This window comes from Kribbella sp. NPDC003557 (assembly GCF_040610805.1).
Lineage (GTDB): Bacteria > Actinomycetota > Actinomycetes > Propionibacteriales > Kribbellaceae > Kribbella.
In genome coordinates, this window is record NZ_JBEXMY010000004.1 from 215574 (window position 1) to 241712 (window position 26139).

19 protein-coding genes and 1 pseudogene are annotated in these 26139 nt (G+C 70.1%); 11 read left to right on the plus strand and 9 right to left on the minus strand.

The window, feature by feature from the left end; all coding sequences use genetic code 11:
• Window positions 1–8 precede the first annotated feature (8 nt).
• Both ABZW60_RS17605 and ABZW60_RS17610 read left to right on the plus strand, forming a co-directional pair.
• On the plus strand, window positions 9–425 hold the full coding sequence (locus ABZW60_RS17605; RefSeq protein ID WP_355477960.1) for a cupin domain-containing protein: 417 nt from the start codon (window positions 9–11) through the stop codon (window positions 423–425).
• A gap of 203 nt (window positions 426–628) precedes the next feature.
• Window positions 629–890, plus strand: a pseudogene (locus tag ABZW60_RS17610) (transposase); the annotation flags it as partial.
• 779 nt (window positions 891–1669) lie between these two features.
• On the opposite strand, the gene ABZW60_RS17615 reads toward ABZW60_RS17610, so the two are convergent.
• The 5 genes from ABZW60_RS17615 to ABZW60_RS17635 form a co-directional block, all read right to left on the minus strand.
• Window positions 1670–3493, minus strand: coding sequence for a DUF222 domain-containing protein (locus ABZW60_RS17615; protein WP_355477962.1), 1824 nt, complete (start codon window positions 3491–3493; stop codon window positions 1670–1672).
• A gap of 889 nt (window positions 3494–4382) precedes the next feature.
• Window positions 4383–6176, minus strand: coding sequence for an ABC transporter ATP-binding protein (locus tag ABZW60_RS17620; RefSeq protein WP_355477964.1), 1794 nt, complete (start codon window positions 6174–6176; stop codon window positions 4383–4385).
• Window positions 6169–7920 carry an ABC transporter ATP-binding protein gene (locus ABZW60_RS17625; protein WP_355477966.1) on the minus strand — a complete coding sequence of 584 codons (1752 nt, stop codon included), beginning with the start codon at window positions 7918–7920 and terminating at the stop codon, window positions 6169–6171. Before ABZW60_RS17625 ends, ABZW60_RS17620 begins: the two co-directional genes overlap by 8 nt.
• Before the next feature lie 121 nt (window positions 7921–8041).
• Window positions 8042–9091 (minus strand): M4 family metallopeptidase, encoded by a 1050-nt coding sequence (locus ABZW60_RS17630; RefSeq protein ID WP_355477968.1) that lies wholly within the window; start codon window positions 9089–9091, stop codon window positions 8042–8044.
• 97 nt (window positions 9092–9188) lie between these two features.
• Window positions 9189–9647: a nuclear transport factor 2 family protein gene (locus ABZW60_RS17635; RefSeq protein ID WP_355477970.1), complete on the minus strand. Its 459-nt coding sequence runs from the start codon at window positions 9645–9647 to the stop codon at window positions 9189–9191.
• 53 nt (window positions 9648–9700) lie between these two features.
• Between ABZW60_RS17635 and ABZW60_RS17640 the strand changes: the two genes are divergently transcribed.
• Complete coding sequence (locus ABZW60_RS17640) at window positions 9701–10207, plus strand: helix-turn-helix domain-containing protein (protein ID WP_355477972.1); 507 nt, start codon at window positions 9701–9703, stop codon at window positions 10205–10207.
• On the opposite strand, the gene ABZW60_RS17645 is transcribed toward ABZW60_RS17640, so the two are convergent.
• Genes ABZW60_RS17645 through ABZW60_RS17655 form a run of 3 tightly spaced genes read right to left on the minus strand, consistent with a single transcriptional unit; the run spans window position 10184 to window position 12186 of the window.
• On the minus strand, window positions 10184–10588 hold the full coding sequence (locus ABZW60_RS17645) for a hypothetical protein (RefSeq protein ID WP_355477974.1): 405 nt from the start codon (window positions 10586–10588) through the stop codon (window positions 10184–10186). The two genes, ABZW60_RS17640 and ABZW60_RS17645, sit on opposite strands and share 24 nt — an antisense overlap.
• 15 nt (window positions 10589–10603) lie before the next feature.
• A complete protein-coding gene (locus ABZW60_RS17650; protein ID WP_355477975.1) occupies window positions 10604–10963 on the minus strand; it encodes a VOC family protein in 360 nt (119 codons plus the stop codon).
• Window positions 10964–11004: 41 nt separating this feature from the next.
• A complete protein-coding gene (locus ABZW60_RS17655; RefSeq protein ID WP_355477977.1) occupies window positions 11005–12186 on the minus strand; it encodes an ROK family transcriptional regulator in 1182 nt (393 codons plus the stop codon).
• A 119-nt stretch (window positions 12187–12305) separates the two neighbouring features.
• On the opposite strand from ABZW60_RS17655, the gene ABZW60_RS17660 reads away from it, so the two are divergent.
• The 6 genes from ABZW60_RS17660 to ABZW60_RS17685 are packed head-to-tail and all read left to right on the plus strand — an operon-like array spanning window position 12306 to window position 18975.
• Window positions 12306–13232 (plus strand): ROK family protein, encoded by a 927-nt coding sequence (locus ABZW60_RS17660; RefSeq protein ID WP_355477979.1) that lies wholly within the window; start codon window positions 12306–12308, stop codon window positions 13230–13232.
• A gap of 31 nt (window positions 13233–13263) precedes the next feature.
• Window positions 13264–14985 (plus strand): ABC transporter substrate-binding protein, encoded by a 1722-nt coding sequence (locus ABZW60_RS17665; protein WP_355477980.1) that lies wholly within the window; start codon window positions 13264–13266, stop codon window positions 14983–14985.
• Window positions 14986–15018: 33 nt separating this feature from the next.
• Window positions 15019–16023 carry an ABC transporter permease gene (locus ABZW60_RS17670; RefSeq protein ID WP_355477982.1) on the plus strand — a complete coding sequence of 335 codons (1005 nt, stop codon included), beginning with the start codon at window positions 15019–15021 and terminating at the stop codon, window positions 16021–16023.
• 3 nt (window positions 16024–16026) lie between these two features.
• Window positions 16027–16956 carry an ABC transporter permease gene (locus ABZW60_RS17675; RefSeq protein WP_355477984.1) on the plus strand — a complete coding sequence of 310 codons (930 nt, stop codon included), beginning with the start codon at window positions 16027–16029 and terminating at the stop codon, window positions 16954–16956.
• Entirely contained in the window at window positions 16940–17929 is a 990-nt protein-coding gene (locus ABZW60_RS17680) for an ABC transporter ATP-binding protein (RefSeq protein WP_355477986.1), read from the plus strand. Before ABZW60_RS17675 ends, ABZW60_RS17680 begins: the two co-directional genes overlap by 17 nt.
• Window positions 17926–18975: an ABC transporter ATP-binding protein gene (locus tag ABZW60_RS17685; protein WP_355477988.1), complete on the plus strand. Its 1050-nt coding sequence runs from the start codon at window positions 17926–17928 to the stop codon at window positions 18973–18975. Before ABZW60_RS17680 ends, ABZW60_RS17685 begins: the two co-directional genes overlap by 4 nt.
• On the opposite strand, the gene ABZW60_RS17690 is transcribed toward ABZW60_RS17685, so the two are convergent.
• Window positions 18972–22589, minus strand: a complete 3618-nt coding sequence (locus ABZW60_RS17690) for a GH116 family glycosyl hydrolase (RefSeq protein ID WP_355477990.1) — start codon at window positions 22587–22589, stop codon at window positions 18972–18974. The two genes, ABZW60_RS17685 and ABZW60_RS17690, sit on opposite strands and share 4 nt — an antisense overlap.
• A 135-nt stretch (window positions 22590–22724) precedes the next feature.
• Between ABZW60_RS17690 and ABZW60_RS17695 the strand changes: the two genes are divergently transcribed.
• A complete protein-coding gene (locus ABZW60_RS17695) occupies window positions 22725–24116 on the plus strand; it encodes an MFS transporter (protein ID WP_355477992.1) in 1392 nt (463 codons plus the stop codon).
• A gap of 19 nt (window positions 24117–24135) precedes the next feature.
• Window positions 24136–26127, plus strand: a complete 1992-nt coding sequence (locus tag ABZW60_RS17700; RefSeq protein WP_355477994.1) for a heparinase II/III family protein — start codon at window positions 24136–24138, stop codon at window positions 26125–26127.
• Window positions 26128–26139 lie beyond the last annotated feature (12 nt).

The following is a 26139-nucleotide window of genomic DNA, read 5'->3' on the forward strand; positions in this document are numbered from 1 at the left end:
GAACCCCGATGACCGACACGACCGAGCACCGGTCCACTGCCTGGCAGACCGCCCTGACAATGCTGCAGGAGGTCGAGCCGCCGTACGTCCCCGAGGGCTTCCACGTGATGACCGTCGACATCGAGTACCCACCCGGCGACCCCGGCGCCCCACCCCACCGCCACTCCGGCCCCGCCTTCGGCTACGTCGTATCCGGCGAGATGCTCTTCGAACTAGAGGGCGAACCACCCCGCGTCATCAAGACCGGCGAGGCGTTCTGGGAACCCGGCGGCGACATCATCCACTACCAGGACGGCAACAACCGCTCCGACATCCCGCTGAAGTTCACCGTCACCATGCTGTGCGCCCCTCACCAGGAAATGTTCACCCTGGTCCCAGAAGCCGAACTAACCCAACGAGCCAACCGCCGCGCCCAAAGAGCTTGAGAGTGGTGGCCGGCGTCGCCGGTCAGCCGTCAATTTGTCGGCCCGACGAGAGCGTGTCACTGGGCTGCTCGGCCAGGTGTTTCGGGTTCTTGACGACCGGCCGCAGGGCTCGGCCCCTTCGGTAGACCACCTACCGAGGGGGCTGCTGGGGGCGCGCGCCGTGCCTTGTGCTGTACCGGCAGGTCGCGCTGTTTCTGTACCTGTTGCTGTCCTCGGACGCCGACAACGTGTGCGGTGTCGCCTTCGGGACCCGCAACCCCGGCCAGATGAACTCCCGCAGCGGCTATCGCACGGCGAGCTCGACACCCGGATCGGCGCGCCGGATCTCGCGGTCCCCACCTGCGCGAAGGGACCTACTTCCTCGACTGACTGCTGGAACGGCGCCGGCGCACTGAGGCGGCGCTCACGAACGTCGTGGCGACATGTGACCTGCTCGGTGTGTCGACACGGCGGATGGACCACCTGGGCACTCAGGCAGTCCTCCACGTCCTTGCTCAGCCTCCGGCCCTCTCACCGGCCGGCTGACCGCCCCGCGGCACCGCACAGCCTGGCCCGGCGCCCCGCAGCGCCGTACGACGCGAGCGCCCCGCGGCGCCGCACGGCGTGCCTCGGCGTCCGGCAATCCCCACGGCCTTGCCCAACCTCCACCTCCCACCAGCCCCGCTAAGCGCCCGCGGCACCGCACAACCTGGCCCGGCGCCCCGCAGCGCCACACGACGCGAGCATCCCACGGCGCCGCACGACGTCCCTCGGCGTCCAGCAATCCCCCACGGCCTCGCCCAACCTCCACCTCCCACCAGCCCGGCTGAGCGCCCGCGGCACCACACAGCCTGGCCCGGCGCCCCGCAGCGCCGTACGACGTGAGCGTCCCACGGCGCCGCACGGCGTGCCTCGGCGTCCGGCCTCGGCGTCCGGCGATCCCCCACGGCCTTGCCCAACCTCCGCCTCCCACCAGCCCGGCTGAGCGCCCCCGGCACCGCACAACCTGGCTCGGCGTCCGGCGGCGCCGTACGACGTGAGCGTCCCGCGGTGCAGTACGGCGTGGCTGAGCGTCCGGCGGCGCCGAGCGTCGTGCTGCGGCGACGGCGGGGCCCAGCTCGGGCGGGTGACTGGACGACCCCGCTGGCGATGTGGATATGCCAGTGGCCGTTGTGCAGCTCGGCGTGGTGGCGGCGGCAGGGCAGAGTCAGGTTGCCGATCTTGGTCTCGTGCCGTCAATCCAAACGTTGTTGTATTGCCCGGCATCAACCGGTTGCCGCGAAGGCAGCCGCTTGCTCCAAAGCGGCATGGTCCGCCCGCCACCGCGACCGGGCCGCGCTGGTCTCTCCGGCGGCTGGTGGATGGACGTCCGGCAGTGCCCTACATCCGGGCTGCGCGTCCGGCGGTCCCGCACGATCTGGCTCAGCATCCGGCGGTGCCGTGCATCCAGGCAGGGCATCCGGGGGTGCCGTAGGTCGTGGCTGAGTGTCCGGCGGCGCCGTACGGCGTGGCTGAGTGTCCGGCGGGGCCGTACGGCGTCGCTGGGCATCCGGCGGCACCGTACGGCTTGGCTGGGCATCCGGCAGCCCTGATCGTCGTGCTGCGGCGGCGGCCGGCGGGTCCGTGGCCCAGCTCGGGCGGGCGACGTGGACGACGCCGTCGAGGATGGTGATGCGCCAGTGACCGCGGTGGACGTCGGTGTGATGGCGGCGACAGAGCAGAGCCAGGTTGGCGACCTTGGTGTCGCCGCCGTCGATCCAGGAGACCAGGTGGTGGGCGTCGCACATGATCGGCGGCGCTCCGCAGACCACGCAGCCGCGGTCGCGGGCGTCCAGGGCGCGCCGCATCGCCTTGGTGACCAGGCGCTCGCGGCGCCCGACATCCAGCGGCTCAGAGTTCGAACCCAGCACCAGCGGGATCACGTTCGCGTCGCACGCCAGCCGCCGGATCGTGGCGGCCGACAGCCCACCGCTGTAGACGGTCCGCCCGATCGCGTCCGCGGTCGCGGCCTTCAGGTCCTCGAAGTCGATCGTCACCGTGATGTTCGCCTTCGCGCCGTACCCGGCCACCCGACGATCCTTCCCCACGCTGCCAGCACTGCCAGCACTGCCAGCACTGCCTGCGTTGCCCGCATTGCCCGTACTGCCAGCACTGCCCGTACTGCCCGCATTGCCTGCGCTGCCAGCGCTGCCCGTGGCGGGTGCAGCTGCTGTGGGTGCGGTGGGTGTGGTGGGTGTGGTGGGTCGCGTGGTGTCCCATGCGGCGGCGGCGATGCTGAGGGCGGTGGACAGGGCGTCGGCCTGGCGTTTGTCGCGGGGTCTCGGGTCGGGTTCGCCGTCGACGGTCTTGTGCGGGCGGGCGCCGGCGTGCACGACCGCGCGCAGGAGTTCGGCGTTCTCGTTGGCCAAGAACCCGGTGAGCTTCACCCCGTTGTCGGCGGCCGACAGTGTCAGGGACTCGCGGGCGTAGGCCTTGTGTTCTTCGGGTTCGGGGCCGTCGGAGTCGAGCAGGTCGGCGATCTCCTTGGCGGCGGTGCGCAGTTCGCCGGGTGACAGGTGACCTGCCAGGGCGACCAGCTGTTCCGCGGCCGCGTCCAGGTGTTCCACCGGGACCCGCGACCTCACCCGGTCGAGCCCGAACACGATCGCGGCCGCCTGCGCCGGCCGCAGCAACCATCCACCCCCAGAGCCTCCGCCCGCCGCGTCGGTGCTGTCGGTGCTGTCGGTGCTGTCGGTGCTGTCGGTGCTGTCGGTGCCGTCGGTGGCGGTTGTGCCGGCGTCAGGTACGTCGGACGTCGCGCTGGAGGCGGTCTGCTCGAGGGCGGTCGACACGGCCGGGTAGTGCGTGGCGGTTTGGGTGAGGCGGAGGGTGCGGCGGGCGGTGGCGGCGTCCAGGCGGTAGCGGAAGCGCAGGAGCTCGGCGGTGTCGCGGGCTCCGAGCTCCTCGGCGTACCCGGTGGTCTCGATCGCGGCGATCACGCTCAGCCGGTAGGACTCCAGACGGGCGAGCTCGGCCTCGAGCGTGTCGAGGGTGGACAGCAGTTCGCTGCCACCCATCGACCACGCCGGCCGCCCGCCCAGGAGTTCCATGGCATCGACTCTAGACGGTCCCACCGACAGTTTCTGAGCCGGAATCCCCTTATTTTGTGGGCAATTCGGGGGCCCACACCAGTAAACACCACGCGCACCCTCGGGGGCTGGGCGTCATCCGCCGTGGGCGCCAGCACTTGCTCCGTACGCCGCACGGTTCACATCATCGACACAGCTCCAGACCTGCGCCTGATCCTGGCTGATCGCCGCTGGCCACCGGCCCGCAGGGTTGAGTGGCAGGATGATTCGGCAGCTGACGACATCCTCAGGGCCACCCGGTCTGGAGCTGCCGCCTGGCCGGTTGAACAGGCAGACCGCGGTGGGATGGGTACCCAAAGGGCCGACGCGTCAGAAGTCGCCTCGGCCCACGTTTCGCGACACCGACCAGCAAACGGTGCTTCAAGCCGAGTTCATGCTCCTGGCATCTTCTTCCACCCACCCTTGTGAGGGCGAGCACCAGGTAGGTGCTTCAAGACGAGCTCACGCTCCCGCATGCTGCTTCGAACCCAGTCAGGCGAGTGATTCACACCTCGAACTGGGTGCCTGACGCACCGGCTGATCAGCTGAGGTGTGGTCGGCTCGTACGCAGAAAGCAGATGCGTCGCCACCCTCGGGCCGGTCCTCCGGGTGGTGCAGCATGTCGCCACCTGAGTCGGCGAGCGCCAGCGGGTTGTGCTGGTCCGGCAGGGTAAGCCCGAACCAGATGGTTCCTCGAAGGTCGCCGGCCTGACTCCGTAGTCCTGGAGCACCGCCGACTGCAGCCGACCCCTGGCAGGCACCCAACGTCGCTCTGTCGCCCTTGCTTTGGCGCCCGTCGAAGAGTTACCAGACCGCCAGCCAACTTCCTGGTGCTGGAGCGCCGCCGGCTGCAGGCGGGCACCCAAGTGCGTCAGCGGTAGGCGCGGGCTTGGAGTTCGAAGAGTTCGGCGTAGCGGGCGTTGGCGGAGAGGAGGGCTTCGTGGGTGCCGAATTCTTCTATGCGGCCGTTGTGCATGACGACGATCAGGTCGGCCATGCGGACGGTGGAGAAGCGGTGGGAGACGAGGACGGTGATGCCGCCGGTTTCGGCGGCGGCTATCTTGGCGGCTGCGGCGTACTGCTCGTAGAGGCGGTGCTCGGCCTCGGGGTCCAGGGCCGCGGTGGGTTCGTCCAGCAGGAGGAGTAGCGGGCGTTCGCGCATGAAGGCTCGCGCCAGGGCGAGCCGCTGCCACTGGCCGCCGGAGAGTTCGACGCCGTCGGTGAACTTCTTGCCCAGCTGGGAATCCAGCCCGCGCGGCAACCCGGCGACCACCGACGCCGCGTCGCCGCGCAGAACGGCGGCCCGTACGGCGGCCTCGTCGTCGGCCCGCTCCACGTCGCCGATGCCGACGACCTCGCGCGCGGTGAGTTCGAACTTCACGAAGTCCTGGAACCCCGCCGACAGTTGCGACCGCCACGCGTCCGGCTGGATCGTCGCGAGGTCCACCCCGTCGACCAGGATCCGCCCGGTCGTCGGGTCGTACATCCGCGCGAGGAGTTTGACCAGCGTCGTCTTGCCGGCGCCGTTCTCCCCCACCAGCGCGACCGCCGACCCGGCCGGCACGCTCAGATTGATCCCGCTCAGCACGGCCGATTCCGAACCAGGGTAGGAGAACCCGACGTCCCGCAACTCGATCCCCGAGGTCAGCCGCTCGGGTGCCGGCGTCTGGCTCGAGCGCCACGAGTTCTGCTTCGCGTACTCACGCAGCCAGTCGTAGCGGCTGAAGCTCCGCACGACCTCGCCGACCCAGTACACGTTCTGCGCGATACCGCCGGTCATCTGGTCCACCTGCGGCGCGAGCAGCAGCACGAGCACGACATCCCCCGCGTCGGACTGCCCGTTCCGCGCGCGGACGACGACCCAGACGACGGCCGCGGCGTACGCGATCCCGAACACCAACCGCACCGAGCCGTCGACCTTCCCGCCCCACCGGGCCGCGGCGACGCGCCGCTCGAAGCGCTCCGTCTGCAACGCGAAAATCCTGTCCAGCAAGACCTTCCCGAGCCCGAACACCCGCAGCTCCAGCGCCGTCCGCGGATCCTTCGCGACCTCGATCAGCTTGTCGACCAGGCGCTCCTGCGGCAGCGAGTCCTCCCAGGCCTCCTGCTGCCGGGTGCTGCTCAGGTACGCCGACCAGATCCGCGCGCCGCCCAGCAACGGCAGCACGAGCAGCAACGGATGCACCGACCCGAGCAGCGTCAGTACGGTCGCCGTGTTCGTGACGGTGGCGAACGCCCAGAGCAGGACCTCGGCGCCGACACCCATCCGCCACGCCCGCTCCCGCACCAGCTCGAGCCGGTCGGCGACGTCCGGACGCTCGTGATGGGACAGGCCCGGGATCCCTGCGGTCACGTCCAGCAGGTCGGCGTGCACGCGGCCGGCCATCCGCTCCTGTGCGGTGTCCTGCAGCGGCCAGCCGAGTCCGTCCGCGAGGAACGACACCGCGAGACCGCCGATGATGATGCCGATGCCGAGCGCGATCGTGCCCGAGTCGTCGGACGCGATCCCGTCGACCAGCCGGCTCACGCCGTACGTCTGGGCCGGTGCGGTGATCGCGCGGGCGGCGACCAGCACGGTCGAGATCGCCATCAGCCACGGCGCCGCGCGGAACGACGTGCTCAGCCACAGCCACAGGATCCGCGGTGTGCGTCCCCGGTCAGACATCGATCGCCTCCGATCCGGTCACGTACCGCTCGGCCTGCAGCCGGAACATCCCGGCGTACTCGCCGTCGCGGGCGAGCAACTCCTCGTGCGTCCCGTCCTCGACGATCCGCCCGTCCGACAGCACGCAGATCCGGTCGGCGTTGCGCACCACCGAGAACCGGTGCGAGATGATCAGCGACGCCACACCCGTGGTGAGCTCGAGGTACCGCTCGACGAGCTCGGCCTCGGCCCGGACGTCGAGCGCCGCCGCCGGCTCGTCCAGCACCAGCACCCCCGCGCCCGCGTGCACCGCGAACAACGCGCGGGCCAGCGCGATCCGCTGCCACTCGCCGCCGGACAGGTCGACGCCGCCGTCGAACGTCTTGTCCAGCACGGTGTCCCAGCCTTTCGGCAGACCACGGACGACGTCGTCGATACCGGACTCGCGCGCGACCCTGGCCAGGTTGAGCTCGTCACCGGCGCGCTCCACCGCGCCGAACACCACGTTGTCCGTGACCGGCAGCGGGAACCGGAGGAAGTCCTGCACGATCGCGGCCACCCGCCGCTGCCACGCCGTGAGGTCGAGGCCGGCCAGGTCGACACCGTCGACGAGGATCCGGCCGCTCGTCGGCTGGTACGCACCGCCGAGGAGTTTGACCAGCGTGGACTTGCCGGCGCCGTTGACCCCGACCAGCGCCAGCGCCTCGTGTGCGTTGATCGTGAGGTCGAGCTCGCGCAGGACGTCGACGTCCGAGCCCGGGTAGTGGAAGCTGACCTTCTCGAAGCGGATCTCGCGGGCCGGCATCGTCTCGATCCGGTGCTCGGTCGTGGCGACCGGCTCCGGGTGCCGCTCGGCGATCGTGTCCGGCAGGTCGCGCATCGCCCGGTACGCCGACAGGCCGCGGCGGACCTGCACCACGCCGAACCCGTTGTTCGCCTGGCCGATGGCGAGGATCGCGGGCAGCGTCGTCGCGACCTGGGTGAGCGGGAGCGAACCGTTCATCGCGGCGCGGCCGACCGCGAGGATCGCGACGCCGTTGGCCAGCAGGTGCACGCCGCCGATCAGCAGCGACCACTTCGCGTTCGTCCGCCGGCGGGCCCACACCGGGAGGTAGCCCGTGGTCCAGTCCCGCACATACCGCTCGACGAGCCAGCGGTGCAGGCCGAAGACGCGCAGCTCCTTCGGGGCGTCGCGCATGCCGAGGTTGAACAGGTACTGCGCCCGGCGCTGCTCCTCGGTGTTGCCCCACCAGACGTCGATCTCACGCTCGACCAGGCGGCCGCCGTACCACTCCAGGAGCAGCGTGACCGCGACCAGCATCGCGGCCACCCACCACCGGAACATCGCGCCGACGATCAGCGCGGAACCGATCAGCGTCACCCGGCTGGCGAGCAGCCACGGCATCTGGCTCATCCCTTGGGCGAGGTGGAACCCGCCCTTGCCCTTCGCCCGCTCCTGCACGTCCAGCACCTCGGCGTCCTCGAGGTGCGCGATCCGGCGCGGCCGGAGCAGCGGCTCGGTGATCCGCGCGCCGATCGCGCGGACCAGGCCGGCGTCCATCGTCAGCGAGGCGACATGCTGCAGCGCCGGCGACAGGCTGTCGACGACGAAGACCGCCAGCAGTGCGCCGAGCAGCCAGCTGAACTCGCCGAGCGGCATGGCGTCCGGGCGTCCTTCGACGACACCCGGGACCGCCCCCACGACTTGGCCGGTCAGCAACGTGACCGCCATCCCCAGCAACGAGCCGAGGACGGCCAGACCCATCGTCAGAAGGGTGCTCCCAGGTGCAACACGAACCCCGTACCGCAGCAATGTCAGCACTCGACCGACCGTAACCGCCCCCACCGACAGAACGCATCCGAGTTTCCGGTCAGGCCCGCAAACCTCAGAGGATGCCGCGGTCCGCGAAGGCCTTCTGTACGACGCTCGCCTGGCTCGGGCCGTACAACGAGCGGGCTGTCGCGACCGTAGCGCGGGCGGCGTCGGCGAAACTCGTGTCCGGGGCGAAGTCGAACTGGGCGTCGACGATGATCCGGTCCGCGACTGCCGGGCCGAGGGCCGTGCGGATCTGGAACAGGGCCTGCGACCAGATCTCACCGTCCGCGTGCACCTCGCCGACCACGCTCTCCGGGTAGTGCTTGCCGGCGTCGAGGCGGCGCAGGCAGTGCGGCACCGTCGACGTGTACGACGTCGCGTCCCAGTCCATCACGCACGCCAGCGGCGCCTTGACGGGTACGCCGTACTTCTTCGCCACCCAGTCGCCGACGGTCACCGCGAAGTAGTCGCCGAACGCCTCGCCGATCGACCCGGCCTCGAGCGACGTACCGAACCCCGGCACCTGCGCGTCGTGCACGGCGTGACCGGTCTCGTGGACGATCACCTCGCCGTCCTCGGCGTCGTCGACGCCGCCCTTGCCGAGCGTGATGGTGTCGTGCTTGTCCCACGAGAACGAGTTGTCGACGCCGTACTGGTCGACCTTGTAGTCCTGGCTCTCCGCGTTCACCGGCGGCAGGGTGCTCCCGAAGCCGAGCGACTGCAGGTACTTCTGCGCCTCGGTCCCCCAGAAGTACGCCATCACCTGCTCGAACTGGTCGTCGTGCCGGTCGTAGAAGTAGGTGCCGTTCGTGGTGTACGCCGGTGTCCCGGTGGTACTACGGACGTTCGCCCAGGTCCCGCTCAGGTACCCCGAGCCGTCCAGGTCGGTCAGCGTCACCTCGTAGTAGTCGCCACGCGGCACCGCCGCCGCCGAGTCCTTCTGGTCGGTCAGCGACTCGTCACCGCTCGACTGCACCGGGTTCGGGATGAAGACCAGCGCCTTCGCCGTCGTGGCGCCGGTCGGCGGTTTCGCGTCGGCGGCGGAGGCGGTCAGGGCCGCCAGGGTCAGCACGGCAGCGGAGGTCAGGGCAACGGATGTTCTCCAGGTCTTCGACCGCATGGCTCGCTCCGGATCGTTCGCAGGGGACTGCACTGGGACTTCCTAGGGAAGTGCCCCCACAAGGTAGATGCCGATCAGCTGCGGTGGAAGATCTCGGTTATCCGGTGATCGGGGCCGCGTGGGCCTCGGGGTAGCCGGCGGCGGCGAGGCGGTCGAGGGTTCGTTGCAGGACGGCGGTGTCCTCGAGGGTGCGGACCTCGGTGATCCTGCCCCACCTGATCCGCAGGAACTGGTGCACGACGTTCTCGTACGTCGACCCGTCGACGACGTTGACGTGCACGGTGACCGCGGTCGCGACCTGCGTGTTCCACGGCCACCCGCCGACGATCACGTCCCGGACGTCGAACCGCGTCCCGGGCAGCAGCCGGAAGCAGCGCTCCCACCAGCGCCGCAGCGCTTCAGGTGTTCGCCGCTCGCCGCCGAGCGCATGGTCGCCGTAGAACCGGTACGTGAACGACGGCGCCATCCCGGCCACCATCGCCTCCCAGTTCCCCGCGCTGATCTGCGCGAACGCGTTCCGCACCTGCCGCGCCACGATCCGGTGGTAGATCCCCATGCCCCCACCGTAGGGCCAGTGAGTTCAATAACGCAACTGACTACACTCGGGGCATGCGGAACACCAGCTTCGCCCCGATGCACTGCTCGCTCGCCCAGTCCCTGGAGCTGATCGGCGACTGGTGGACGCCGCTGGTGCTGCGCGACCTCTACCTCGGCCTGAACCGCTTCGACCAGTTCGTCGCCGACCTCGGCATCTCCCGCAACCTGCTGACCGACCGCCTCGCCACACTCGTCGACGGCGGCCTGGTACGACGGACGCCGTACCAGCAGAACCCGGTGCGCTACAGCTACGAGCTGACCGAGGCGGGGCGGGAGCTCGTACCGATCCTGATGGCGCTGACCGCCTGGGGCGACCGCTGGGCGACTCCCCCGGCGGGCCAGCCGATCCGGTTCACGCACGCGACCTGCGGCAAGCTCACGACGCCCACGGTCTGCTGCTCGGAGTGCGGCGAGGCGCTGGACATGGCCGACGTCGAGCCGTCGCCGGGACCGGGCGGGCGGACGGCGCCCGGTACGGCGTTGATCGCGAGCGTGCTAGGACTCGAGCCGGAGGCGTAGCAGCTCGGCCAGCGGCATCGACTCGCCGTCGCGGGCGCCCTGGCCGACGATCAGCGGCGGGTCGGACGGCTGGACCCGCACGCCGGCGACGCGGGACTTGAGGCTGGCGGGCACGCCGAGGATGTAGAAGTTGCCGTCGACGTCCACGGCGAGTGAACGGTTGCGGCGCAGGTACCACCCGGTGAGATCGGTGCGGTAGCTGGCGTTCGACCCGACGACCTGGGCCCGCAACGGCTCGGGCTGCTCGCCGCGCTCCTGCATCGTCGCGACGAAGCCGGCCAGCAGCTCACGCGCCTGCGCGGCCTCGGCGGCTCGCTTGCGTTCCAGCGCGGCGCCGTGCTCGGCGGCCGCCTGCCGTCGTTCCTCGCGCCAGCTCGTCACGCTCTCAATCTATCCTCAATCAATACAGAGGCAGAACGGGTGTCCGGCCGGGTCCAGGAAGACGCGGAACGACGTACCGGGCTGGTGGTCCGGCTTGGTGGCGCCGATCGCGAGGACCTCCGGTTCGGCCTCGTCGAGGTCGCGGACCATGACGTCGAGATGCAGCTGCTGCGGGACGTCCTGGGTCGGCCAGGTCGGCGGTTTGAAGTCGGACACCTGCTGGAAGGAGATGCAGTTGCTGCCGTCCTCCGGGCGGATCTCCGCCCAGCCTTCGCGGGACTCGACCTTCCAGCCGAGCAGTTCACCGTAGAACTGCGCGAGCCGGGTGGAGTCCGGACAGTCCAGGACGAACGCCGGGTACATTGCGATAGCCATGGCTCGCACACTAGCCGCGGTTGCGGACGTTCTGCGTCCGGTTATGCGGCCGAGTTTCCGACCAATGTCTGCCAGGCCCGGTCGACACCGGCCGCGAGGCAGCCGGCCACCACGGTCTCGGTGCCGAGCACGCTCGCCTTCACCTCGGGCATCACCGGCGCGAGCTGGCGTAGCTGCTTGGTGACGGCCTCGAGGAATCCGGGCGCCTGCCCGATACCGCCGCCCAGCACGACCAGGTCCGGATCGACGACAGTGATCACCGTGCAGACCGCCTTCGCAACCAGCAACGCCTCTTCGGCGACCACCGCGGCGGCGAGTACGTCGCCCCGCGCCGCGGCCGCGAACACCTTTTCGGCCGTCGTGGCGCCGCGGACACCTGCCCGACGTGCCGCCCGGACGACGGCGGCCGCCGACGCGGAGGCGTCGAACCCGCCGCGCTTGCGGGCGTCGCGCGGGTCACTGCCGCTCCCTTCGGTGAACGGCAGGTACCCGATCTCCCCGGCCACCCCGTGCGAACCGTGCCGGAGCTTGCCGTCGAGCACCAGGCCCATGCCGATACCGGTGCCGACGCTCACGAAGGCGAAGCTGTCGACGTCCCGCCCGTGGCCGTGCACCCGCTCGGCGATCGCGGCGGCGTCGACGTCGTTCTCGATCATCAGCGAGGGCCCGAACCGCTCGCGCAGCGCGGCCAGCGTCGCCGGCGAGTCCCAGCCGGACAGCCTGCCGGTCAGGGTCAGCGCGTCGAGCCGGGGATCGTAGACACCCGGACTGCCGAGCACGGTCTGCGTGAGTTGCCCGACCTCGATCCCGGCCTCGGCGGCCAGCGTCGCCGTCAGGTGCTCGAGCTCCTCGATCCGCGCCATCGCGTCGCCGGCCTTGGTCCGCACACTCAGCCTGCTCCGCACGGTGCCCGCGAGGTCCGCGATCCCGCCGCGCAGGTACTCCCGCCCGACGTCGAGGCCGAGCACGAACCCGGCCTCGGGCCGCACCTCGTACAGACTGGCCGCCGGCCCCGGGACGCCGGTGCGCTGACCCGTCACGTGCACCAGACCGGTCCGTTCGAGCGAGCCCAGCGCCGCGGACACCGTCGGTTTCGACAGACCGGTGCGCCCGGCGAGCTCGGTCCGCGAGATCGGCCCGGACCGCCTGATGTGGTCGAGCAGCACCTGCTCGTTGATCTCGCGAATCAGCTGTGGTCGCGCCCCGCCGGCGACAACTGTCACGTCGACCCCCTCGCTCGCTAACAACTCGGCCAACAAGTCGTAGTTAAGGCTTGTGGTGCGCTGGTTGTTAAGTTAGTTTCCTATCGATTCTATTGGTCGGCGCGAGGAGGTGCCACCCCGTGGTTTCGACACCGGTCGTCCTCGGGCTGGACTTCGGCGGGACGAAGATCGCTCTCGCCGTCGGTGACCTCACCGGCCGCCGTCTGGGCGGCACGGTCATCGACAGCCGGGACGGATCCGGTGACGCCGCCGAGGCACTCACCCGGAGCCTCGCCGCGGCCCACGAGCTCCTCGCCCCCGGCCAGGAGCTGGCCGGGGTCGGCGCCGCCACGCTGGGTATCCCGTACGACGACCGCGTCGAACTGGCTCCCACCTTCCCGGGCTGGGGCGAGCTGCCCTTCGGGCGGCTGGTGCGGGAGGCCTTCCCCGGCGTACCGGTCCGGCTGGCGACCGACGTGAAGGCGGCCGCGGAGGCCGAGCTGCGCTGGGGTGCGCTGGCCGGCTGCGACCCGGCGCTGTACGTCAATCTCGGCACCGGTCTGGCGGTCGCGATCGTTGCCGGCGGCACCGTGATCACCGGCGCGCACGGCGCGTCCGGCGAGATCGGCTACAACCTGCGCTCCCCCGCCGACGTGTACGCCGGCGGCGACGGGCGCACGATCCTGGAACACGTCGTCAGCGGCCAGGCGCTCGAGACCACCGGCACCGCCCGGCTCGGGCGACCGGTCACGGCCGCCGACGTCTTCACGATGGCGCGGACCCGCCCGGACGCCGCCGTCCTCACCGACGAGTTCGTCCGGGAGCTGGCGATGCACCTCGCCAACCTGGCCATCGCCGTCGATCCGGCCCGGATCGTCGTCGGCGGCGGGCTGGTGCGGTCCTGGGACCAGCTCGGACCCGGCCTGCGTCGCGCCCTCGACGCGGCCGTCCCGTTTCCACCGGAGCTCTCGGTGGCACGGTTCCCGACGGAGGCACCGCTGATCGGGGCGCTCGCCCTGGGCGTCGAGGCCGCAGGTGCCGTCCTCGGCGCGGAAGCATTCGCATGAGCAGGATTCCAGTAGCGAAAGGCAGAAGACGATGAGGGGCATCACACGCATCGCCGTCGCCGCCCTGGCGGTCGGCGCACTGACCGCCGGATGCGGCGGTGGCGACAAGCCGATCGGGAACGCGGCGTCGTCCAACCCGTCGTCGTCGAGCAGCGGCGGCAACGCGGGCGGCAGCACCGGCGAGCACAAGAAGGGCGGCACCGTCACGATCGCCAACGTCGGCGGGCAGACCTGGCCGTGCCAGTTCAACCCGTTCAACCCGGCGGTCAACCAGGTCGCGCTCGGCTTCGTCTACGAGCCGCTGACGTTCGTGAACGTGCTGAAGGCCGGCGCCACCACACCGATGCTGGCGACCGGATTCAGCTGGTCGCCGGCGAAGGACTCGATCGTCTTCACGATCCGCGACGGCGTGAAGTGGAGCGACGGCCAGCCGTTCAGCGCCGACGACGTCGTCTACACCTTCAACCGGATGAAGGAGCAGCCCGCGCTCGACCTGTACTCGCTGTGGACCGGCGCCGGCCTGACCAGCGTCACCGCCGCCGGCAACAAGGTCACGCTGAAGTTCAAGTCCGCGGCCGAGCCGTACTTCTTCAACTTCGCCGGCCAGGTCGGCATCGTGCCGAAGCACATCTGGTCGACCGGCGAGGCCGCCTCGAAGCCCGCCACCTGGACGAACACCAAGCCGATCGGCACCGGGCCGTTCACCGTCGAGTCGTGCAGCCCCAACAACATCTCGTACGTCGCCAACGGCAGCTACTGGCAGCCGGGCAAGCCGTACGTCGAGAAGGTGCAGTACCCGGCGTACCTGGACAACAACCCGGCCAACCTCGACCTGGCCAGCGGCAAGGCGCAGTGGGGCGGCCAGTACATCCCGAACATCGACAACTTCTACAAGGCGAAGTCGCCGGAGAACAACTACTGGTTCCCGCCGACCGCGAACGTCGCGCTGGTCCCGAACAACGACCCGTCCCGGCCGGCGACCAGCAAGCTCGAGGTCCGGCAGGCGATCGCGTACGCGCTCGACCGCGAGCAGATCTCGAAGATCGGTGAGAGCGGGTACCAGCCGGCCGCGAACCAGACCGGTGTGGTCACGCCGACGTTCGACAAGTACTTCGACAAGGACGCGCTGGCCGCGGCCGGGTACGACAAGCCGAACCCGGACAAGGCGAAGCAGTTGCTGCAGACCGCCGGGTACTCGGAGTCGAACCCGCTGAAGCTGAACGTCATCACGGTCACCGGCTACACCGACTGGGACGCGTCCCTGGCTGTCGTGAAGCAGCAGTTGGCGAAGGTCGGGATCGAGCTGACGATCCAGGACCTGCAGCAGCAGTCGTACAACCAGAAGCTGTACACCGGTGACTACGACCTCGCGTACTCCAGCCTGTCCGGCGGCCCGACGCCGTACTACGAGCTGCGGCAGCTGCTGTACTCGAAGAACTCGGCGCCGATCGGCAAGCAGGCGAACAGCAACTACTCGCGCTACATGAAGCCGGAGGTGGACAAGCTGTTCGACCAGTACGCCGCCGCGGACCCGGACACGCAGGTCAAGCTGATCAAGCAGATCTCGTCGTACATGATCAAGGACGTGCCGCTCATCCCGACCACCGAGTCGGTCGACTGGTACCAGTACAACACCAAGGACCTGCAGGGCTGGCCGACCCAGGACGACCCGTACGCGCAGCCCGCGCCGTACAACATCCCCGACGTCGGCCAGGTGCTGACCAACCTGTACTCGAAGTCCGCCCAGAAGTAGTGAGGATCTGACAAGCGTGAGCACGAGGAGCTGGTGGGAGTGCGATACCTGATACGACGCCTCGGGTTCTTCGTGCTCACGCTGTGGGCGGCGATGACGCTGAACTTCTTCATCCCGCGGATGATGCCGGGCAGCCCCGAGGAAGCACTGCGGCAACGGCTGAGCAAGGGCGGCGCGGTGGTCACGCCCGAGCAGTTGCGGACGGTCCTGGCCGAGTTCGGATTCGACCCGGACAAGAACATCGTCCTGCAGTACGGCGAGTACCTGAGGTCGATGGTCACCGGGCACTGGGGCGTGTCGATCGGCAGCAGTCTCGGCGTCCCGGTGACGACGCTGATCGGCGACGCGCTGCCGTGGACGCTCGGGCTGGTCGGTATCGCGACCGTGCTCGCGTTCGTGATCGGCACGCTGATCGGCACCGTGGCCGGCTGGCGGCGCGGCGGCCTGATCGACGGGATCGTGCCGCCGGTGTTCATCGTCACCTCGGCGCTGCCGTACTTCTGGGTGGCGCTGCTGCTGATCTCGCTGTTCGCGATCGGCAGCAACCCGATCCTGCCGAACGACTTCAACTACGACCAGGGCCTGACGCCGGCGTTCACCGGCGAGTTCGCCTGGAGCGTGGTCAAGCACGGCATCCTGCCGGCCGCGACGATCCTGATCACCGCGGTCGGCGGCTGGATCCTCACCATGCGGAACAACATGGTGACCACGCTGGCCGAGGACTACGTCCGGATGGCCCGCGCGAAGGGCATCCCGAACCGCAAGATCATGTTCGGGTACGCCGGGCGGAACGCGTTCCTGCCCAACCTGTCCGGGTTCGCGATGTCGCTGGGTTTCGTGATCTCCGGGACGATCCTGGTCGAGTACGTCTTCAACTATCCCGGGCTCGGCTACATGTTCTACAACGCGACGGTGAGCACCGACTACCCGTTGCTGCAGGCCCTTTTCCTCCTGGTCACGCTGGCGGTGCTGATCTGTGTCCTGCTCTGCGACTTCGCGGTGTTCCTGCTCGACCCCCGAGCCCGGACGAAGGGGTAGCCGATGAGTGCAGTTGTCGCCGGTGCGTCGGCTCCGGTCTCGGGTGCGGCCCGCCGCCCGCGTGGTGGTCTGTTCCGCGCCATCCTGCGCAACCGCAAGGCCATGGTGGGGGCGGGTCTGCTGCTCCTCTTCATCCTGCTCGCCGCCTTCCCGGCGCTGTTCGTGCCGGGGGCGCACCACGATCCACAGGCGATCGGCGACCTGCCGCTGCAGAAGCCGTCCGCCGAGCATTGGCTCGGTACGACGGGACTCGGGCAGGACGTGTACGCCCAGCTGATCTACAGCACCCGGGAATCGCTGGTGATCGCCGTGGTCGCCGGCCTCGGCGCCACGATCCTGTCGGTGCTGATCGGCGTCTCGGCGGCGTACCTCGGCGGGTTCGCGGACGACGGGCTGTCGATGCTGACCGACATCTTCCTGGTGCTGCCGACGTTCCCGCTGATCATCGTGCTGGCGACGTACGCCGGCAAGGGCAACCTGACCGTGATCATCATCGTGCTGATCCTGACCGGCTGGTCGTACGGCGCCCGGCAGATGCGGGCGCAGGCGCTGTCGCTGCGGAACCGGGACTTCCTGGAATCGGCGCGGGTCAGGGGCGAGCGGCGCTCGTACATCATCGTGGTCGAGGTGCTGCCGACGATGATCTCGCTGATCGTCGCGAACTTCCTCGGCGCCGCGCTGTACGCAGTGCTGACCGCCGCCGGCCTGCAGTTCCTCGGGCTCGGTGATCCCAACTCGCTGAGCTGGGGCACGATGCTCTACTGGGCGCAGAACCAGGGCGCCCTGGTGAACGGCCTGCCCGCGTGGGCGCTCTCGCCGGGCCTGGCGGTCGCGCTGCTCGGTGTGTCGTTCGCCCTGCTCAACTACGCGTTCGACGAGATCAGCAACCCCGCGCTGCGGCCGGTTCGGAGGCGACGTGCACGGCAACACTGAGAGCAGGCAGCTTCTCGAGGTCCGGGACCTGACCGTCTCGTACGACACCGGGGACCGCCCGGTCGTCGCGGTCGATCAGGTCGACCTCGACGTCCATGCCGGCGAGTTCGTCGGCATCGTCGGCGAGTCCGGCTGCGGCAAGTCGACGCTGCTGTTCGCGATCGCGCAGCTGCTGTCGTCGCCGGCCGCGATCACCGGCGGCAGCGTGACCTTCCAGGGGCAGAACCTGGTGACGATGACCGAGAAGCAACTGTCCGCGTTGCGGTGGCGCGACTTCTCGGTCGTGATGCAGAGCGCGATGAACGCCCTGAACCCGGTGAAGAGCATCGGGGCGCAGTTCCACGACGCGATCATGGCGCACGACGAGACGGTCGACGACAACCGCCCGGCCGAGGTGCTGCGGCTCGTCGGCATCGACCCGATCCACCTTCGCAGTTACCCGCATCAGCTGAGCGGTGGCATGCGACAGCGGGCGATGATCGCGATGGCGCTGCTGTTCACCCCCGATCTGATCATCATGGACGAGCCGACGTCCGCGCTCGACGTGGTCGCGCAGCGGTCGCTGATGGTGCAGATCAAGGAGCTGCAGAAGCAGCTCGGGTTCGCGGTCGTCTTCGTCACGCACGACATGTCGCTGGTCAGCCACTTCTCGGACAAGCTGGTGGTGATGTACGCCGGGCAGGTCGTCGAGTTCGGCGACACCCGGGCGGTGTTCGACGCGCCGCAGCACCCGTACAGCGCCGGGCTGCTCGACGCGTTCCCGTCGATCCGCGGGCCGAAGGTGCCGCTGACGGGGATCCCGGGCAGTCCGCCGAACCTGGCCGATCCGCCGCCGGGCTGCCGGTTCCAGCCGCGGTGCCCGAAGGCGTTCGAGGACTGCCCGAAGATCGCCCCGGACCTGTACCAGGTGGGCGGCGGCGGACAGGCTCGTTGCCTGTTGCACGTACCTGATCTCGTTCGGGAGGCGCAGTGACCACCGCCGACATCTCCCCCGCGGAGACCGCGTCCACGGCCGAGGCACCGTTGCTCGAGGCCAAGGGGCTGACGCGGCACTTCCGGGTCGGGCGCGGGTTCTCGCCGCAGCTGCTGCACGCGGTCGACGACGTGAACTTCTCGATCGGCCGGCAGGAGATCGTCGCGCTCGCCGGCGAGAGCGGGAGCGGCAAGAGCACGATCGCGCGGCTGCTGGCCGGGGTGTACCGGCCGACCGGCGGCGAGATCTTCTACCAGGGACGGGCGATGTCGACGTACCGCTCCCGCAAGGACCAGCTGTCGTACCGCGGTGACGTACCGATGGTGTTCCAGGACCCGTTCAGCTCGCTGAACCCGGCGTTCCGGGTGTCGCACGGTGTGCTGCGGTCGCTGAAGCTGCACCGGCGGTCGCTGTCGCGGGCGGAGCGGTTCGCGGAGGCCGAGCGGGTCATCGAGGCGGTCGGGCTGTCGCCGGCCGGTGAGATCATGCACCGGTACCCGTACGAGCTGAGTGGTGGCCAGCGGCAACGGATCGGGTTCGCGCAGGCGCTCGCGCACAAGCCGAAGCTGATCCTCGCCGACGAGCCGGTGTCGATGCTGGACGTGTCGATCCGGATCGGGCTGCTGAACCTGATGGCGGAACTGCGCAGCTCCGAAGGGGTCTCGTTCCTCTACATCACCCACGACATCGCGAGCGCGCGGTACGTCGCCGACCGGTTGATGATCATGTACGCCGGGCACGTGGTCGAGACCGGTCCGACCGAGTCGGTCCTGCAGAACCCGAAGCACCCGTACACCGATCTCCTGCTGGGCGCCGTCCCCGACCCGCGAGCCCCGCTCACGACCGGCATCGAGGGCGACACCGGCGAACCCCCGAAGGTCATCGACCCCACCCCCGGCTGCCGCTTCCGCTGGCGCTGTCCCCTGGCCATCGACCGCTGCCACCAGGAAACCCCGGTCCTCCGCACCCTCGGCGAGAACCACCAGGCCGCCTGCCACGTCGCCACACCCGACACCACCTCGCCTGGTGACTCCTCGGCCGGCTAGCTGACGGTCACCTCCAGCGTGACACCAGGTACGACGGCCGCCGGCCGGCCGAGTGTGACGACCGCTCGGTTGCCGACAGCAACGACTCGGGCGGGCACCACGGCATGCCCGAGCTTGACCTCGACGTGGTGAGCCGGCTTGGTGGTTTCGAAGGACAGGGTGTTGAGGGTCAGGCGGCCGTAGCGGATCTCGATCGAGGCGGAGAGGTTGCCGGGCGTGCGGCGCTGGCGGTACGAGCCCCAGCCTTCCGCTGCGGTGAACGCGGAGCGGAAGTTCTCCGGGTGGATGCGGGGCGCGAAGCCGAGGTGACCGCGGGGGCCGTGGTACTCGTAGCCGCAGGCGGCGAGGTAGACGCCGTAGCCCATCATCGCGCGGGCGTAGTGGTCGCTGGCCTCGATCTCGTTGTAGGGGTTGCGTTTCTCCGCGGAGTACCGCTCGTACATCGCCCGGGTGACGGCCAGCGCCTCCGCGGTCAGGCCCTCGGCGAACAGATGGGCCGCGAACTGGTACTCCTGCCCGGTCCAGACCTCGTTGAAGTACATCAGCCCGCGCGTCTCGGACGACCCGCCGTGCGGCCAGGTCGCCATGATCACGCCGCTCTCCCCCTCGGTCGTGTACACCCGCCCGACGCCGATCCCCGGCGGCCGGTACGTGCCCGGCTCGGCGCGGAAGTTGGACTCGTACAGGCGGCGCAACGCCGTCCGCGCCTGGTCCGCCGGGAACACCCGCGGCAGCCCGAGCTGCGCCGCGTACGTCTGCCCGTACATCTGGTCGACGAACAGCCCCCGGTTGCTGTTCTCCGCCGTCGGATGCGCCGGGTCGACCTTCTGCACGTAGTACCCGTACTCCTCGTTCCACAAGTTCTTGGAGAGGTACGCCGACCCGCGCTCGGCGATCGCCGCGTACCGGGCAGCGCTCGCAGCATCGCCGACCTCGCCGGCCATCGCGGCGGCCGCCCGGAGCGCGGCGACGTACAGCCCGCTGATCCACGGGACCTCGCCGAACCACTCGGTGTCGAGCGTGTTCCACTGACTGCCGCGGAAGATCCCGTCCTCGTCCGGCCCGTCCCGGTGCGTCACCAGGAACTCGACCGCCGTCCGCACCCGCGGCCAGACGCGGCGCAGGAACGCCGAGTCCTTGCTCATCTGGTGCTCGCGATAGATCCGCAGGATCGTCCCGGTCTGCCCGTCCGCGAACGACGTCGACGCGTCGCCGGCCTCGCCGCGGTTGCCGATCTCGCCGGTCGGCCGGAACGCGATCCCGAGGTCGACCCGCTCCCGGGTGTCACGTTCCAGGTCGGGGAACAGCCGGCCGATCGCCTGCGCGTAGTTCCACACGTGCTCGCAGGTCCCGGCGCAGCAGTACGTCCCTTCCCAGGCGTAGAAGCGGCCGTCGTCCCAGCGATAGCAGGTGCTCGTCGCGATCGTGGACGCGGTGGCCAGGGTCCGCTCGAGGAACCAGTGCGGCAGCGTCGAGTCGTCGTACCAGGTCTTCACCCACAGCTTGGTGTCGCGCTCGAGACGCTCGACATGCACGGCCAGATACGACACGACGTCGCGCGCGGAGTCGAACCGGGTCGCGTAATGCCGACGGAACGTCGAGGCGCCGACGAGCTCGGCGAACAGCTCGCGCTCGGGGTTCGGGAAGAACCATCCGTACGCGAACCGGAGCGTCCGCGACTCCCCCGGCTGCAACGTCACCGTCACGGCGACGGTCCCGGCCTGCGGCCCGACTGAATCCGCCGGCGCCGAGCCCGAGTCGAAGAGCGCGTCGGCGGAGGACCAGTCGGCGATCGACGGCCGCACCACCCCGCCCGGCGTCAGCGCGGCGAGCGCGAACGTGCCGCCGTCGGGGCGGTCCGCCACCGGCTGCCGGCGGATCGGGCGGTCGCTGAACAGGATCCGGTCCACGTTCACGTGACCCCAGCCGCCGGTGTTGCTGTCGACGATCTGGAGGTGCGCCGTCTTCCCGGCGTAGGCGCCGACGTCCAGCGACACCGCGGTCAGCGGCTCGATGTCCGTGCCCGCCGCCGACGCCACGACCTGCCCGTCGACCACGACGTTCAGGCAGGTCTCGCCCTTGTGATGCCCGCCGCCGACCCAGGCCGTGACGAACCGCCGCTCGACCACGAAGTCCCGGCTCGTCAGCGTGCCCGTGGACCGGTCCGGGTCGCCGGTGCCGCGGAAGTTGTACGACGTGACGAACCGCCCGCTCACGTTCAGCTCGGTCCGCACCCCGAACGGCCGGCGGAAGCCCTCGGGCGTCTCGGCCGCGGTCACCGGGCCCGCGCCGAACGCCTCACCCGTCACGGTCCAGCCGTCGTACGCCGGCCGGTCCCAGGTCTCGAACACGATGTCCGGCCGGTCGGTGAACACGATCGCGTCACAGCTGAGGTGACCCCACGCCCCCGTGGACGCGTCGACGATCTCGATCCGCGCCGTCCGCCCCGCGTACGCGCCGACGTCGAGCATCTGCGCGACCAACGGCTCGCTCTCGTCCCCTGTCGCGGACGCCACCACCTGCCCGTCGACGACCACGTTCACGCACGTCTCTCCGGGATGTCGCCCGCCGCTGACGCCGACCGCGACGTACCGGCGCTCGATCGTGAACTCCCGGCTGGTCAGCTTCCCGACAGGCCCGTCGTACCCGCCGCCGCGGAAGTCGTACGACGTCACGAACCGGGTCCCGGACACGTTCAGATCGCCGAACCGTTTCATCAGGTTCGGTACGTCGAGGGGCCGCACCGGGCCCGCACCGAACGCGTCGCCGGTGACGGTCCACCCGTCGTACGTGTCCTTCTCCCAGTCCTCGAAGACGATGTCGTCCTGCTCCGACTCGTCGTCGACGGCGCCGAACTCGAGACCGCCCCGGAAGCCGCGCGCCCGCAGGGTGGTGGGCTGGCGGAAGCGGCTCTCGATGCAGACCGGGTTCTCGGCGTACCCGAGCAGCGTCGCGCGGACCGGGGCCGACGTGGTGTTCCGCAGCGTGAACGCCATGACCGTCGCGGGCAGCGTCGAGTCCAGCGTGGCCAGCGGGACGAACGGCGAGAAGGCCTCCAGCCGCACGGACACCGGGCTGTCCGGGTCGGCGTACCCGACCCGGCCGATCGGGTACGAACCGGTGAACTCCACGTCGGCGAACCCGGTCGCGTCGACGCGGCGCGTCGTGGTCCGGCCGCGGGACGTCGTCCGGAGCGCGAAGCCCTGGCCGAACTGCGCGGCGCCGGGCTGGTCGGCGGACAAGGGATCGGCGTAGTTGTGCCCGGAGAAGTCGGCGCCGCCGAGCGGGAACGACGTCGGGTTGAAGATGTCCCACGCCCACAGCCGCCCGTCGCCGGCCAGGTAGACCTGTCCGGTCGTACCGCCGCTGACCGGCATCCCGATCCGCGGCAGCGCGGCGCCGGTGTACGACGTCGGTGTACCGCGGTCGAACAGCACCGCGTGGGAACGCTGTGGCGGCGCTGCGAGGGCGGCGACCGCCTGACCGGGAACGGCGAGCGCACCGACCGCGGTGGCGCCGAGAGCGATGAAGGTACGGCGACTCAGGTGGGCCCGGGGACAGTCGCCGGCACAGGATCTGCTGGCACAACCGGGCGGCGTTTCCTGCGGGGTCATTCGGTTCTCCTTGACGGGCGGGTGCGGGAGAAATCGATTTCCGACACCGTAGCCAGCGATCGGGACGAGGTCAACGGGTCCCAGCTGCCGGAATATTGTTCGACGCATATCGAACATGGTCGTAGGGTGGCCGGCATGCCCCTGGAACACCGCCGGCCGGTCGTCGCGCTCGCGCTGATCGCCTCGTTCATGGTCTTCGTCGACAGCACGATCGTGAACGTCACCCTCGCCCAGCTCGCGACCCACCTGAGCGCCTCCCGCGCCGAGCTCGAGTGGTCGCTGAACGCCTACACGTTGTCGTTCGCCGCGCTGATGCTCGGCGCCGGCGCGATCGCGGACACGCTCGGCGCGAAGCGGGCCTTCCTCACCGGCTTGCTCGTGTTCACGCTGTCGTCGGCGGTCTGCGCGGCGGCCGGTTCGATGCTGATGCTGAACCTCGCCCGGCTGGTCCAGGGCGCGGGCTCGGCCCTGCTGCTGCCGAGCGCGCTGGTCCTCGCGACCGCCTCCGCGACCGACGAGCACGCCCGCCACCGCCTGGTCAGCTGGTGGGCCGCGGCCGGTGGTGCCGGGATGGCGGCCGGTCCGCTGCTCGGCGGCGGCCTGGTCGCGCTCGCGGACTGGCGCGCCGTTTTCGCGGTCAATGTCGTGATCGGGATTCCCGCCGCGCTCTGGGCCTGGCGTTCGATGCCGTCGGTCGAACGACGCTTCCGCCGACTCGACGTCGGCGGGATGGGGACCGCGACCGCGTTCATCGGCGGGCTGGTGTTCGCGCTGATCGAGGCTCCGGCGCGCGGCTGGCTGGATCCGGCCGTCATCGGTGCGGTCGCGATCACCATTGCGGGCCTGGTGGGTTTCGTCCTGGTCGAGCGATCCGTCCGGTCGCCCCTGCTGCCATTGAAGCTGTACGCCGAGCGCGGCTTCGCGACCGCGGCGTTGCAGGGCACGCTGCTGAACTTCGCCTTCTACGGCGTGCTCTTCACGATGAGCCTGCTGCTCCAGCAAGGACGGCAGCTCAGCGCACTGGTCACCGGCCTGCTGTTCCTGCCGCTGACCGGACTGATCTCGATCGCCAACCTCTGCTCCGCGCCGCTCACCCGCCGCCTCGGCAGACCGGCCGTGCTCGCGATCGGCCAGGCGGTGCTGACCGTCGCGCTGCTCGCCCTGGCCTGGGCGAGCTCGTCGCCGGCCGTGTGGCCGATGGTGCTCGCACTGGTCCCGATCGGGTTCAGCTCCGGGTTGCTCGTCCCGACCATGACCGCACAGTCGATCGCCGCGGTCGAGCCCGGTCTGCACGGTGCCGCGTCGGCCGCCTTCAACACGTCCCGGCAGATCGGCGCGGCGATCGGTGTGGCGACGTTCGGCCCGCTGCTGGGCGCCGCGCACAATCTCGCGAGCGGCTTCGTCACCTGCGCGCTGGTGGCCGCCGCGGCGAGCCTCGCGGGCCTGTGCGTCACCGCGTTCGGCCGGCGGACGCCGGTTCTCGTACCCTCTACGGACGCAACCAATCGGGGGGCACGGAGCGTCTAGTGGGTGGAGGAGGGGGCGAGTGACGCAGCCGACCAGGCGGTTGGGTAGGACCGTCGCGCTGACGCTTGCCTGCGTCCTGGTCTGCGGCATCGCCTTCGCCGGCGCGGTCTTCGTCCTGATGCCGGGCGCCCGCCACCGCGGTACGACGGCCTCCGCCGACGGGCCGCTGACCCCGGGCAGCCCGCCGCCGAGCCCGAAGCCCAGCCCCCGGCCGTCCGTGCCCGACACAACCTCGAGCGAAGAGCCGCTGCCGGGCGTCGACACCCCGGCCACTCCCCCACCGTCGACGCCGGTCGCGAACACCGGCACCTACGAGTGCCCCGGGTTCAGCGGTATCCAGTCCGGCGTCCCGCTGCCGATGCTGCTGCAGGACACGTTCGCGTGGGGCGACGACCCGCCGTACAAGGTCGGCAACGGCAGCGGCGACATCAACTGGCGCTCCAACCCGTACCAGAAACCGAGCTGGTACATGTGGCTGCACTCGCTGCGCTGGCTGGGCAACGGCATCGAGGCGGGGCAGCGCGGCGACCGCAAGGCGTTGCGGCATGTGCTGGCGATCATCCGCGACTGGGTGCGGGACAACCCGTACACCTGGAAGGGCGACGTCGGCGCGTGGGAGGCCACGATGCACCGCACGAACGTGCTGCTGTGCGCTCGCCAGGCCGTTCTGACCGGGATGCGCGTCAGCTCGCTGCCGGCGCAGTACGCCTGGCTCGACAAGGCGCTCGTGGACCACGCGCAGTTCATGATCGTGAACTGGAGCGGGCCGTCGAACCACGGGACGGACGAGAGCATCGCGCTGTTCGGGGTGGGCTGCACGCTGAAGCGCCCGGAGCTGAAGAAGCTGGCCGTGGACCGGCTGACGCAGGCGATCACGACGGCGATCGATCCGCAGGGGTCGACGAACGAGCAGTCGGTCGGGTACGCGATGTTCAACTACCTGCTGTGGGGTCGCGCGACGACGACGCTGCAGCGCTGTGGAGCCAACCCGGGGCAGGTGATCGCCCAGCGGCGGGCGGCGTTGTCGGAGTGGCTCGCGCTGGCGACCAAGTCGACCGGTGAGCTGCAGCAGGTCGGTGACGCCGTCCGGCAGAAGCCGACCGGCGCGGCCGGGACAGCGCTCGACTACGTGGCCACGCTCGGGAAGCGCGGCACGAAACCGTCCAAGCGGGTCGCGGTCTTCGACGCCGGCTATGTCTTCGGCCGGACAGGGTGGGGCGAGACGCGGCCGTTCGGGCAGGAGTCGACGTACAGCATCCGGTACGGCGCCGCACGGACCCTGCACGGCCACGACGACCACATGTCGATCACCTACTCGTCCCACGGGCAGGACGTGCTGATCGACCCGGGCCACTCCGGGTACCAGCTCGACAAGTGGCAGGCGTGGTCGAAGAGCCAGGCCGCGCACAACGTGATGAGCATCCCGTCGGCGGAGACGGTGAGTGTGCAGACCCAGCTGCTCCGCGCGTCGATCACGCCGACCTGGGAGTCGTACTCGCTCGCCGACTCGCCCGCGCCGGGCGTGACCCGCAAGCGCGACGTCCTCGTCCTCAAGGATCCGGACCTGATCATCACGCTCGACCGTGGGCAGGCGACGAGCTCCCAGCGGTACGAGACGCTCTGGCACCTCGCGCCCAACCAGAAGGTGACGGTCCAGTCGCCGACCACCGCGATCGCCACCGGCGGCAAGGCGAAGACCTACCTGCTGCAGATCCCCTACCAGCAGCAGCCGCCCGGCGACGGCATCAAAGTCGTCCAGGGTCAGCAGGACCCGGTCCAGGGCTGGTACTACCCCGACATCTTCCACCGCGAGCCGGCCCCGGTCGTCAAGTTCAGCCGCAACGGAAACGCCGCAACGGTCCTCTCCGCGATCGTCCCCGCCGCCTCCACCGAGACCGTCACCTACAAGACCCGCACCGCCAGCGGCATGTTCTTCGTCGACCTGACCGTTGGATCCCGCAAGACCACGATCCGCATCCAGCAGGACGGCCGCCTCACCCGCATCGGCTGATCACCGTTTGGT